Below are 12,666 nucleotides of genomic sequence, written 5' to 3'. Positions count from 1 at the left end.
AATGAAAGATTTACTAAATCTGTTGAAATCCCAGGGACAGAACGACGAGTTTGACTCGATCCGTATCGGTCTGGCATCACCTGAGATGATCCGTTCATGGTCATTTGGTGAAGTTAAAAAGCCTGAGACTATTAACTACCGTACGTTCAAACCTGAGCGTGACGGTCTGTTCTGTGCCAAGATCTTCGGTCCTGTTAAGGATTACGAATGTCTGTGTGGTAAGTACAAGCGTCTGAAGCACCGTGGTGTTATCTGTGAGAAGTGTGGCGTTGAAGTTGCACTGGCTAAAGTTCGTCGTGAGCGCATGGGTCACATCGAACTGGCATCTCCGGTTGCACATATCTGGTTCCTGAAGTCACTGCCGTCCCGTATCGGCCTGATGCTGGATATGACCCTGCGTGATATCGAACGGGTACTGTACTTTGAATCATTTGTTGTGATCGATCCGGGTATGACTACTCTGGAACGCGGTCAGTTAATGAATGACGAGCAGTATTTCGAAGCACTGGAAGAATTCGGTGATGATTTCGATGCCCGTATGGGTGCTGAAGCGGTTCAGGAACTGCTGAAATCTATCGATCTGGCTGAAGAGATTGAAGTGCTGCGCGAAGAGCTGCCAGCGACTAACTCTGAAACAAAGATCAAGAAGCTGTCTAAGCGTCTGAAGTTGCTGGAAGGTTTCCACTCTTCAGGTAATAAGCCTGAGTGGATGATTCTTCAGGTTCTGCCGGTTCTGCCGCCAGATCTGCGTCCATTGGTACCGCTGGATGGTGGTCGTTTTGCGACTTCAGATCTTAACGATCTGTACCGTCGTGTTATCAACCGTAACAACCGTCTTAAGCGACTGCTGGATCTGAGTGCTCCGGATATCATCGTACGTAACGAAAAACGTATGTTGCAGGAATCTGTTGATGCGCTGCTGGATAACGGTCGTCGTGGTCGTGCTATTACCGGTTCTAACAAGCGTCCTCTGAAGTCCCTGGCTGATATGATCAAGGGTAAGCAGGGTCGTTTCCGTCAGAACCTGTTGGGTAAGCGAGTAGACTACTCCGGTCGTTCTGTAATCGTGGTAGGTCCATACCTGCGTCTGCATCAGTGTGGCCTGCCTAAGAAGATGGCACTAGAGCTGTTCAAGCCATTTATCTTCTCTAAGCTGGAACTGCGTGGTCACGCGACTACCATTAAAGCGGCTAAGAAGATGGTTGAGCGCGAAGAAGCATTGGTATGGGATATTCTGGATGAAGTTATCCGGGAACACCCGATCATGCTTAACCGTGCACCGACTCTGCACCGTCTGGGTATCCAGGCATTTGAGCCGGTTCTGATCGAAGGTAAAGCGATCCAGCTGCACCCATTGGTGTGTGCGGCATACAACGCTGACTTTGACGGTGACCAGATGGCGGTACACGTACCGCTGACAATCGAAGCGCAGCTGGAAGCACGCGCGCTGATGATGTCGACTAACAACGTACTGTCGCCAGCTAACGGTGAGCCAATCATCGTACCATCTCAGGACGTAGTACTGGGTCTGTACTGGATGACCCGTGACCGTATCAATGCTCCGGGTGAAGGTTCGATTTTTGCTGATATCCAGGAAGTTGAGCGTGCTTACGGTGCTAAGAAAGTAGATCTGCAGGCTATCGTTAAGGTTCGTATCAGCGAGACTATCCGCGATATCGAAGGCAACGAAGAGCAGCGTACCAGTATCATCGAGACCACTGCTGGTCGTGCGATGCTGTTTAATATAGTGCCGACTGGTCTGCCGTTCGAGCTGGTTAACCAGGCGATGACTAAGAAGGCGATCTCTCGTCTGATTAATACGGCATATCGTATCGTTGGTCTGAAAGACACTGTTATCTTCGCGGACCAGCTGATGTATATGGGTTTCCGTCAGGCGACCGTATCCGGCTCTTCAATCGGCGTTAACGATTTCGTTATCCCGGATGAAAAGGTTGAGATCATTTCTGAAGCTGACGCTGAAGTAAAAGAGATCGAAATGCAGTTTGCAGACGGTCTGGTTACTCAGGGTGAGAAATACAACAAGGTTATCGACATCTGGTCTCGTGCCAACGAAATTCTGGCCAAGAAGATGATGGATAACCTGAAGAAAGAAGACGTAGTTAACCGCGATGGTGAAACGGTTAACCAGGACTCTTTCAACTCGGTTTATATGATGGCCGATTCTGGCGCACGAGGTAGTGCTGCTCAGATTCGTCAGTTGGCCGGTATGCGTGGTCTGATGGCTAAGCCGGATGGCTCGATCATCGAAACGCCAATCACCGCGAACTTCCGTGAAGGTCTGAACGTACTACAGTACTTCATCTCGACCCACGGTGCTCGTAAAGGTCTGGCCGATACTGCACTGAAAACAGCTAACTCCGGTTACCTGACGCGTCGTCTGGTAGATGTTGCACAGGATCTGGTAATCACTGTTGATGACTGTGGTACCGAAGAAGGTCTGACAATGCAGCCGTTGATCGAAGGCGGCGACGTTGTTGTTGGTCTGGGTCATCGTGTTCTGGGTCGTACTGTAGCCCGTGACGTGCTGGATCCAACTGGTAAAGACGTTCTGATTGAACGTGGCACGCTGATGGATGAAGCATGGGTTAAGCGTCTTGATGATGATGAGAATTACTCCTCTATCGATGAGATCGTTGTACGTAGTGCGATTAGCTGTGAAACAAGCTACGGTCTGTGTTCTAGCTGTTATGGTCGTGATCTGGGTCGTGGACACCGGGTTAACCCGGGTGAAGCGGTCGGCGTAATCGCCGCTCAGTCTATCGGTGAGCCGGGTACACAGCTGACCATGCGTACCTTCCACATCGGTGGTGCGGCATCGCGGGCAGCTGCTGTTGACAGTGTTCAGGTTAAGAACTCCGGTACTATCCGGATGCACAACCTGAAGTCTGTAGAGAAGGCTAACGGCTCTCTGGTAGCGACTTCCCGTTCTGGTGAGCTGGGTGTAACCGATGAGCACGGTCGTGAGCGTGAGCGTTATAAGCTGCCTTACGGTTCTGTTATCAAAGTTAAAGATGGCGACAGCGTAGATGCTGGAGCAATCGTTGCTAACTGGGATCCACATACCCACCCAATCATCTCTGAGGTGGCGGGTAAAGTGTTGTTGGTAGGCATGGAAGACGGTATTACCGTTAAGCAGCAAACGGATGAGCTGACCGGTCTGTCGACGACTGAGGTTCTTGATCCTGCGGCACGTCCTGCAGCGGGTAAAGATATCCGTCCAATGATCAAGTTGCTTGATGAGCAGGGCAATGATCTTTGCCATCCGGGAACTGATCAGGTTGCACAGTACTTGTTACCAGCGAAGGCGATTCTTAACCTGAGCAACGGTGCAGAAGTGGGTGTTGGTGACATTCTGGCGCGTATCCCACAGGAAGGTTCTGTGAACAAGGATATCACCGGTGGTCTGCCACGGGTTGCTGACCTGTTTGAGGCGCGTAAGCCGAAAGACTCCTCTATTCTGGCTGAGATCTCTGGTGTCGTTACCTTTGGTAAAGAGACTAAAGGTAAGAAGCGTTTGGTTATCAGTCCTGCGGATGCAGATCCAATTGAGATCATGATTCCTAAGTGGCGTAACCTGAACGTATTTGAAGGTGAGACTGTGCAGAAGGGTGAGGTTATCTCCGATGGCCCGTCTAACCCGCACGATATCCTGCGAATCAAAGGTGTTACCAAGCTGGCTGAATACATCACTGACGAAATTCAGGATGTTTACCGTCTGCAGGGTGTAGGTATTAACGATAAGCACATCGAAGTAATTGTTCGTCAGATGCTGCGTAAAGTTGATATCACTGCCGGTGGCGATAGCTCTTTCATCAACGGTGAGCAAGCAGAATTCCACCAGGTTGTTGAAGAGAATAAGCGACTGGAAGCAGAAGGTAAGATCCAGGCTAAATACGATCGCGTATTGCTGGGTATCACTAAAGCTTCTCTGGCAACTGAATCCTTCATCTCCGCGGCTTCCTTCCAGGAAACAACCCGCGTACTGACTGAAGGTGCAGTGTCTGGTAAGAAGGACTACCTGCGTGGTCTGAAAGAAAACGTTGTTGTGGGTCGTCTGATTCCGGCTGGTACCGGTCTGGCCTACCACAAAGAGCGTAAGCGTAAGGCTCAGAAAGTCGATGATAACGTTTCTGTAAGTGCAGAAGACGTTCAATTGGCGCTGACTGAAGCGTTGAATCAGGCAGCGATGCCCGATTCAGAATAAGTCAATTTGAAATCAGATAACTAAATATCTGTTCGAATATTGACCTGATGGGCCGGGATTGAGTACAATCTCGGCCCTTTCGTGACAGGAGTTTATAAAATTCCTGTTTTTTGGTGCTTAATTAAAAGCGTGGAGTTTGCTTAATGGCAACTATTAACCAGCTGGTTCGACAGCCGCGTAAGCGTAAAGTCGCTAAAAGCGATGTACCTGCACTGCAGGCTTGTCCTCAGCGTCGTGGCGTTTGTACCCGTGTTTATACAACGACCCCAAAGAAACCGAACTCAGCACTACGTAAAGTGTGTCGTGTTCGTCTGACTAACGGATTTGAAGTGACTTCCTACATTGGTGGTGAAGGTCACAACCTGCAGGAACACTCTGTAGTTCTGATCCGCGGCGGCCGTGTAAAAGATTTGCCGGGTGTTCGTTACCACACAGTACGTGGCGCACTGGATACCAGTGGCGTTAACGACCGTAAACAGGGGCGTTCTAAGTACGGAACCAAGCGTCCTAAGTCTTAATCGTTTTTCGGGACAGCAAAAGAAGTTCGGCATTGATGTGTCATACAACTGCGCTATACCGCAAGCAATAAGAGTAAGGTCAGGTATCCATTCCTGAAATAACCTGAAGACCTATTTTAAAGGGGCTTATCATGCCAAGAAGAAGAGTTGCGGCAAAACGCGATATTATCCCGGATCCTAAATTCGGAAATATTGTACTGGCTAAATTTACTAACCACCTGATGATCAGTGGTAAGAAATCTGTAGCTGAGAAAATCATTTACACTGCACTGGAAACACTCCAGGAGCGTGGCGCAGAAGATCCAATCGAGTCTTTCAACAAGGCGCTGGAAGCTATTCAGCCAATGGTTGAGGTTAAATCCCGCCGTGTTGGTGGTGCGACATACCAGGTACCTGTTGAGGTACGTCCTTCCCGTCGTGCAGCACTGGCGATGCGTTGGTTGGTTGACGCTTCTCGTAAGCGTGGTGAAAAATCCATGGCTCTGCGTCTGGCCGGCGAAATCGGTGATGCAGTAGAAGGTCGCGGCGCAGCTGTGAAGAAGCGTGAAGACGTTCATCGCATGGCTGAAGCGAACAAAGCATTCGCTCACTACCGCTTCTAAGCTTTTTAATAAAGTTCTGAGGATTACGTTTTGGCTCGTAAAACGCCTATTAACCGATACCGTAACATTGGTATCGTTGCCCATGTTGATGCGGGTAAAACCACAACAACAGAGCGTGTTCTGTTCTACACCGGTATGTCCCATAAGATCGGTGAAGTACATGATGGCGCGGCGACCATGGACTGGATGGAGCAAGAGCAGGAGCGTGGTATTACTATCACCTCCGCTGCTACCACCTGTTTCTGGAGCGGTATGAGTCAGCAGTTTGATCAGCACCGTATCAACATCATCGATACTCCAGGGCACGTTGACTTCACTATTGAGGTTGAGCGTTCTCTGCGGGTGCTTGATGGTGCAGTTGTGGTGTTGTGTGCGTCTTCCGGTGTTCAGCCTCAAACTGAAACTGTATGGCGTCAGGCAAACAAGTATGATGTACCACGCATGGTATTCGTCAATAAGATGGACCGTGCCGGCGCAGACTTTTTCATGGTCATTGACCAGCTGAAAGAGCGTCTGGGTGCTCACACTGTGCCGATCAATTTTCCGATCGGAGCTGAGGAAGAGTTTAAGGGTGTTGTTGACCTGTTTCGGATGAAAGCCATTATGTGGAATGAATCTGATCAGGGAATGACATACGAGCTGGAAGATATCCCGGCCGAGCTGCAGGATAAGGCTGACGAACTGCGTGAGCAGATGGTTGAGTCCGCTGCAGAGGCAAATGACGAGCTGATGGATAAGTACCTTGAAGAAGGTGAGTTGTCCATTGAAGAGATAAAAGCGGGACTGCGTAGCCGTACCCTGGATAACGATCTTGTGCTGATGCAGGCGGGTTCTGCATTCAAGAACAAGGGTGTCCAGGCAGTGCTGGATGCAGTTATCGAATTTATGCCTTCGCCGGTTGAAGTGAAAGCGATCGAGGGTACCCTTGATGATGCAGCTGAAACCGTAGCGAGTCGTGAAGCTGATGATAAAGCGCCGTTTGCAGCTCTGGCCTTTAAAATTGCAACTGATCCATTCGTTGGCACGCTGACTTTCGTGCGTGTTTATTCCGGCGTTCTTAATTCGGGCGACAGTGTTGTTAATTCTGTTAAGACCAAGAAAGAGCGTGTGGGTCGAATGGTGCAGATGCACGCAAATAACCGGGAAGAGATAAAAGAGGTTCGCGCAGGCGATATCGCTGCTCTTATCGGTATGAAAGATGTTACTACCGGAGATACCCTGTGTAGCCCGGACGATCGAATCGTTCTGGAGCGCATGGAGTTTCCTGAACCGGTAATTTCAGTTGCTGTTGAACCTCGTTCACAGGCTGATCAGGAGAAGATGGGTATTGCGCTGGGCAAGCTTGCACAGGAAGATCCCTCTTTCCGGGTAGAAACTGATCAAGAAACCGGCCAGACAATTATCTCTGGTATGGGCGAATTGCACCTGGATATTCTGGTGGATCGTATGAAGCGCGAATTCAGCGTTGAAGCGAACATCGGTAAGCCGCAGGTTGCATATCGCGAAAAAATCCGTCAGTCGGTCGATGCAAACCATAAGTTTGCGCGTCAGTCTGGTGGTCGTGGCCAGTATGGTCATGTTGTTATCGAATTCAGTCCGTCTGATGACGAAGGTCTGGAGTTCATTAATGAAATTGTTGGTGGTGCTGTTCCTAAGGAATACATTCCGGCAATCGAAAAAGGTATCGCTGAGCAGATGAAGAACGGCGTTATTGCCGGCTATCCGCTTATCGGCCTGAAGGCCCGTCTTTATGATGGTTCTTATCATGATGTGGATTCCAATGAGATGGCATTTAAAATTGCCGCCTCTCAGGCACTGAAAAAGTATGCACAGGAAGCTAATCCCTGTCTGCTTGAGCCGATGATGAAAGTAGAAGTTGTTACACCTGAAGATTACATGGGTGACGTGATGGGTGACCTGAATCGTCGTCGTGGTCTTGTACAAGGTATGGAAGATAGTAGTTCAGGCAAGATAATCAATGCTCAGGTACCGCTGGGCGAGATGTTTGGCTATGCTACTGATCTGCGTTCCGCTACTCAGGGTCGTGCAACCTACTCAATGGAATTCCTTGATTACGCAGAAGCGCCCAATAAAGTCGCCGAAGCGGTAATTAATGCAAGATAATTTGCCCAATATATTAATGAGGTATTAATCGTGGCTAAAGAGCAATTTGAACGTAATAAACCGCATGTGAACGTTGGTACAATCGGCCACGTTGACCACGGTAAAACAACTCTGACTGCTGCACTGACGCGTGTTTGTGCAGAAGTATTCGGTGGTACTGCAGTAGCATTCGACGGTATCGACAACGCACCAGAAGAGCGTGAGCGTGGTATCACTATCGCAACGTCTCACGTTGAGTATGATTCAACTGAGCGTCATTACGCGCACGTTGACTGCCCAGGGCACGCTGACTATGTGAAGAACATGATCACCGGTGCTGCTCAGATGGACGGTGCTATTCTGGTATGTGGTGCGACTGATGGCCCTATGCCACAGACTCGTGAGCACATTCTGCTGTCTCGTCAGGTTGGTGTACCTTACATCGTTGTATTCCTGAACAAAGCTGACCTGTTGGCTGAAGATTGCGGCGGCGTTGACTCTGAAGAGTACGAAGAGATGCTGGAACTGGTTGAAATGGAGCTGCGTGAGCTGCTGGACCAGTACGAATTCCCAGGTGACGACACTCCAATCATCGCTGGTTCTGCTCTGATGGCTCTAAACGGTCAGGATGATAACGAACTGGGTACTACTGCTGTTAAGAAGCTGGTAGAAGCGCTGGATTCTTACATTCCTCAGCCGGAGCGTGCAATCGATCAGCCATTCCTGATGCCTATCGAGGACGTATTCTCTATCTCTGGTCGTGGTACTGTAGTAACAGGCCGTGTTGAGCGTGGTATCGTTAAGACTGGCGAAGAGATTGAAATCGTTGGTATTCGTGAAACGACTACTACTACCTGTACTGGTGTTGAGATGTTCCGTAAGCTGCTTGACGAAGGTCGTGCAGGCGAGAACGTTGGTGCGCTGCTGCGTGGTACTAAGCGTGATGACGTTGAGCGTGGTCAGGTACTGGCTAAGCCAGGTTCTATCACTCCTCACACTCGTTTCGAAGGTGAAGTATACGTACTGTCCAAAGATGAAGGTGGTCGTCACACTCCTTTCTTCAAGGGCTACCGTCCACAGTTCTACTTCCGTACAACTGACATCACCGGTGCTTGTGAGCTTCCAGAAGGCGTTGAAATGGTAATGCCAGGTGATAACATCAAGATGGATGTTACCCTGATCAACCCAATCGCGATGGAAGAAGGTCTGCGTTTTGCGATCCGTGAAGGCGGTCGTACTGTAGGTGCAGGCGTTGTATCTAAGATCATCGAATAATAATTCGCTGACTTAAAAAAGGCTCCTTCGGGAGCCTTTTTTGTTTGTGTTTGATATGGCTGTGGCTTGGTGTTCTTGACAACATTGTGCGGCCATATCAAACGTCGCATTGTAAAACCGGGCGCAAAGAAGCTTTGCTTGGTTTTACTTGCTCGCATTTGCGTTCGCAAATGAAACAAAGCTTAATTGCTTCGCATCATTAATCGTAAGGATTTAGGTCGGAGTGAACGAAGTGAAGTCCGAATCTGCAGTTTCGTATTTGTACTGTAAACGGTGGTCAAATTCTCTTCCCTGGATGCTCTTATTTCAGATTTTACTCCTGCTAATTACACGCTTCTGTTTTCTCTTGTAGTGTTCAAAAAACGCTCTGTATGTTTGGTAAGCAATATACCCTTGACTTGGGGGTGGGGTGTAAGTAGAATGCGCTACCCCGTTAAATGGGGGTAGGCCGGCGAAAGCCGTATTAACAATTTAGGAATTGTGTGATCGATATGCAAAACCAGAAAATCAGAATTCGTCTGAAGGCTTTTGATCATCGCCTGATTGACTCTTCCGCTCAGGAGATCGTTGAGACTGCTAAGCGTACTGGAGCTCAGGTTCATGGTCCGATCCCACTTCCTACTCGCAAAGAGCGCTTTACAGTGCTGGTTTCTCCTCACGTGAACAAAGATGCACGTGATCAGTATGAAATCCGTACGCATAAGCGTGTTCTGGACATCGTTGAGCCAACAGAAAAAACTGTTGACGCACTGATGAAGCTAGACCTCGCAGCGGGTGTTGAAGTGCAAATTAGCCTCGGCTAATTAGAACGATGCGCAGACCAAAAGTTTGCGTGTGGAATGCCTTGGATAGGCAGCCATAGTGGGTATATAGCCCCGTACACAACTGGCAATTGAGGTAATAAAATGTCTGTAAGTTTGATCGGACGTAAAGCAGGTATGACTCGTGTCTTCACTGAAGACGGCGTGTCAGTGCCAGTTACTGTTATCGAGGTGGAACCGAACCGTGTTACTCAGGTTAAGACCGAAGATACTGATGGTTATTCTGCTGTGCAGGTAACTGTGGGTACTCGTCGTGCTAACCGCGTAACTAAAGCTGCAGCGGGTCATTTCGCTAAAGCTGAGACCGAAGCTGGTCGTGGTTTGTGGGAGTTCCGTCTGTCGGGTGACGAAGAAATAAATGTTGGTGATCAACTGACTGTTGAACGCTTTGAAGCGGGTCAGAAAATTGATGTAACCGGTCAATCCAAAGGTAAAGGTTTTCAGGGCGGTATTAAGCGCTGGAACTTCTCCATGCAGGATGCGACTCACGGTAACTCACTTTCTCATCGTGCTCCTGGTTCTATTGGTCAGTGTCAGACTCCTGGTCGCGTGTGGAAAGGCAAGAAGATGGCAGGACACATGGGTGCTGAGCGTGTAACCGTTCAATCCCTGGAAGTTGTTCGCATCGATGCTGAGCGCAATCTACTGTTAGTTAAAGGCGCAGTGCCTGGTGCTACTGGTGGCGACGTAATCGTAAAATCAGCTGTTAAAGTTGGTGCCTGAGGGGGTTTGAAATGAATCTGAATCTTACAGGAGCTGGAGGAAGCGTAGAAGTTTCCGATCTGGCATTTGCTAAAGAATTCAATGAATCACTGGTTCATCAGGTTGTTACTGCATACCTGGCCGGTGGTCGTCAAGGCACCAAGGCTCAGAAGAACCGCGCCGCTGTAAGCGGTGGTGGTGCTAAGCCATGGCGTCAAAAAGGTACTGGCCGTGCACGTGCCGGTACTATCCGTAGTCCTCTGTGGCGTACTGGTGGCGTAACATTCGCTGCTCAGCCGCGTGACCACGCTCAAAAAGTTAACAAGAAAATGTATCGCGCTGCGATGCGTTGCATCTTGTCTGAGCTGGTACGTCAGGAGCGTTTGGTTGTTGTTGAAAACTTCCAGATCGACGCACCTAAGACTAAGCAGTTCGTCGCTAAGATGAACGAGCTTGAGCTGGCTAACGCGCTGGTTGTTACAGAAGACGTAGAGCAGAACCTATACCTGGCGGCACGTAACGTTCCTCATGTAGATGTTCGTGATGCTGCTGGTATCGACCCTGTTAGTCTTGTGGGCTTCGATAAGGTTGTAGTGACCGTTGCTGCTCTGAAGAAGATTGAGGAGGCGTTGTCATGAACGAAGGACGCATCTATCAAGTGCTGCTAGGGCCGCACATCTCTGAGAAAGCAACTATCGTTGCTGAAGGTTCTCAGCAGGTAGTATTCCGCGTTTCAGCTGATGCAACTAAGCCTGAGATCAAAAAGGCTGTTGAGCAGTTGTTTGACGTTAAAGTAACTGGCGTGAACGTCGTCAACGTTAAGGGCAAAACCAAGCGCACACAGCGCGGTATGGGTAAGCGCTCTGACGTACGCAAGGCATATGTTTGCCTGGCTGACGGTCACGACATCGACTTCATCGATGGCGAATAAGAGGGGTTACAAGAATGGCTGTAATAAAATCTAAACCGACCTCCGCTGGACGCCGTCACGTAGTTCAGGTTACTAACCCTGATCTGCATAAGGGTAAGCCTCACGCTGCTCTGGTCGAAAAGAAAAGCAAGACTGGTGGTCGTAACACATATGGTCGCATTACGACTCGTCACATTGGTGGTGGTCATAAGCAGCATTACCGTGTTATCGATTTCCGTCGTAACAAGATTGATATCCCTGCTACTGTTGAGCGTCTGGAATATGATCCAAACCGCTCCGCACACATCGCACTGATGCTGTATGCAGATGGTGAGCGTCGTTACATCATCGCACCTAAAGGTGTGAAAGCTGGTGACACGCTGATCTCTGGTCAGAACGCTGATATCAAACCTGGTAATTGTCTGCCACTGCGCAGCATTCCTGTTGGTAGCACAGTTCACTGTATCGAGATGAAGCCAGGCAAAGGCGCGCAAATTGCACGTTCTGCTGGTACTTCCGCACAGTTGATTGCACGTGAAGGCGCTCACGCGACTCTGCGTTTGCGCTCTGGCGAAATGCGTAAAGTGTTGGTTGATTGCTGCGCAACTCTGGGTGAAGTAGGTAACTCCGAACACTCTCTGCGCGTACTGGGTAAAGCTGGTGCAACACGCTGGCGTGGTGTTCGTCCTACCGTTCGTGGTGTGGCGATGAACCCGGTTGATCACCCACACGGTGGTGGTGAAGGTCGTACTTCTGGTGGTCGTCATCCTGTGACGCCATGGGGTGTACCGACTAAAGGTAAGAAAACTCGTAAGAACAAGCGTACTGATAAGATGATCGTACGCCGTCGTCAAGCGAAATAATCAGAGGATACAGCTGTGCCACGTTCACTGAAGAAAGGTCCTTTTATCGACCTTCACCTGTTGAAAAAGGTAGAGGCTGCAGTTGAGGCCAATGATCGTCGTCCGATCAAAACTTGGTCTCGTCGTTCTACAGTTTTTCCAAACTTTGTAGGACTAACGATTGCAGTTCATAATGGCCGTCAGCACGTACCGGTGTTTATCACCGAGGATATGGTTGGTCATAAATTAGGCGAGTTTTCTGCTACCCGTACGTATAAGGGTCATGCAGCAGACAAGAAAGCTAAACGCTAATCGGGAGTTTAGAAAATGGAAGTAGCCGCAAAGCATAAAGGCGCCCATATCTCCGCTCAGAAAGCGCGTTTGGTAGCCGATCAAATCCGCGGAAAAGCGGTGGGTGAAGCCCTGAATATTCTGGCTTTCAGCCCTCAAAAAGCTGCGGGTCTTGTTAAGAAAGTACTGGAGTCTGCTATTGCTAACGCAGAGCATAACGAAGGTGCTGATATTGACGAGCTGCGCGTATCTGAGATCTTCGTTGATGAAGGTATGACGATGAAGCGCATCCGTCCGCGTGCTAAGGGTCGTGCAGATCGCATTTTGAAGCGTTCTTCACATATCACCGTCAAGGTAGCTGACTGCTAGGAGATACC

Annotated in this window: 12 protein-coding genes; all 12 read left to right on the top strand. The window is 49.3% G+C overall.

What is annotated here, in order from left to right:
- Position 1 precedes the first annotated feature (1 nt).
- The 12 genes from rpoC to rplV all read left to right on the top strand — a co-directional run bounded on the left by rpoC (position 2) and on the right by rplV (position 12,658).
- The gene (gene rpoC, locus EHS89_RS17935) at positions 2-4,225 is read left to right on the top strand and encodes a DNA-directed RNA polymerase subunit beta' (RefSeq protein ID WP_124927550.1); all 4,224 of its coding nucleotides are present in this window, start codon (positions 2-4) and stop codon (positions 4,223-4,225) included.
- A 143-nt stretch (positions 4,226-4,368) separates the two neighbouring features.
- Positions 4,369-4,743: a 30S ribosomal protein S12 gene (rpsL, locus tag EHS89_RS17930; protein ID WP_124927549.1), complete on the top strand. Its 375-nt coding sequence runs from the start codon at positions 4,369-4,371 to the stop codon at positions 4,741-4,743.
- A gap of 131 nt (positions 4,744-4,874) precedes the next feature.
- The gene (rpsG, locus tag EHS89_RS17925) at positions 4,875-5,345 is read left to right on the top strand and encodes a 30S ribosomal protein S7 (protein ID WP_124927548.1); all 471 of its coding nucleotides are present in this window, start codon (positions 4,875-4,877) and stop codon (positions 5,343-5,345) included.
- Between the two features lie 30 nt (positions 5,346-5,375).
- Positions 5,376-7,469 (top strand): elongation factor G, encoded by a 2,094-nt coding sequence (gene fusA / locus EHS89_RS17920; RefSeq protein WP_124927547.1) that lies wholly within the window; start codon positions 5,376-5,378, stop codon positions 7,467-7,469.
- Positions 7,470-7,499: 30 nt separating this feature from the next.
- Positions 7,500-8,723: an elongation factor Tu gene (gene tuf, locus EHS89_RS17915; RefSeq protein ID WP_124927546.1), complete on the top strand. Its 1,224-nt coding sequence runs from the start codon at positions 7,500-7,502 to the stop codon at positions 8,721-8,723.
- 491 nt (positions 8,724-9,214) lie between these two features.
- Positions 9,215-9,526 carry a 30S ribosomal protein S10 gene (rpsJ, locus tag EHS89_RS17910; RefSeq protein WP_019622815.1) on the top strand — a complete coding sequence of 104 codons (312 nt, stop codon included), beginning with the start codon at positions 9,215-9,217 and terminating at the stop codon, positions 9,524-9,526.
- Positions 9,527-9,628: 102 nt separating this feature from the next.
- Positions 9,629-10,267, top strand: a complete 639-nt coding sequence (gene rplC / locus EHS89_RS17905) for a 50S ribosomal protein L3 (RefSeq protein ID WP_124927545.1) — start codon at positions 9,629-9,631, stop codon at positions 10,265-10,267.
- An 11-nt stretch (positions 10,268-10,278) separates the two neighbouring features.
- On the top strand, positions 10,279-10,884 hold the full coding sequence (gene rplD / locus EHS89_RS17900; protein ID WP_124927544.1) for a 50S ribosomal protein L4: 606 nt from the start codon (positions 10,279-10,281) through the stop codon (positions 10,882-10,884).
- Positions 10,881-11,177 carry a 50S ribosomal protein L23 gene (gene rplW, locus EHS89_RS17895; protein WP_124927543.1) on the top strand — a complete coding sequence of 99 codons (297 nt, stop codon included), beginning with the start codon at positions 10,881-10,883 and terminating at the stop codon, positions 11,175-11,177. Before rplD ends, rplW begins: the two co-directional genes overlap by 4 nt.
- Before the next feature lie 14 nt (positions 11,178-11,191).
- The gene (gene rplB, locus EHS89_RS17890; RefSeq protein WP_124927542.1) at positions 11,192-12,019 is read left to right on the top strand and encodes a 50S ribosomal protein L2; all 828 of its coding nucleotides are present in this window, start codon (positions 11,192-11,194) and stop codon (positions 12,017-12,019) included.
- A gap of 15 nt (positions 12,020-12,034) precedes the next feature.
- The gene (gene rpsS, locus EHS89_RS17885; protein WP_019622820.1) at positions 12,035-12,310 is read left to right on the top strand and encodes a 30S ribosomal protein S19; all 276 of its coding nucleotides are present in this window, start codon (positions 12,035-12,037) and stop codon (positions 12,308-12,310) included.
- Positions 12,311-12,325: 15 nt separating this feature from the next.
- Positions 12,326-12,658 (top strand): 50S ribosomal protein L22, encoded by a 333-nt coding sequence (rplV, locus tag EHS89_RS17880; protein ID WP_124927541.1) that lies wholly within the window; start codon positions 12,326-12,328, stop codon positions 12,656-12,658.
- The last annotated feature ends 8 nt before the right edge of the window (positions 12,659-12,666 follow it).

Origin of the sequence: Amphritea balenae (assembly GCF_003858655.1) — a bacterium.
Classification (GTDB): Bacteria; Pseudomonadota; Gammaproteobacteria; order Pseudomonadales; family Balneatricaceae; genus Amphritea; species Amphritea balenae.
This window is presented reverse-complemented; position numbering and strand designations above follow the sequence as displayed.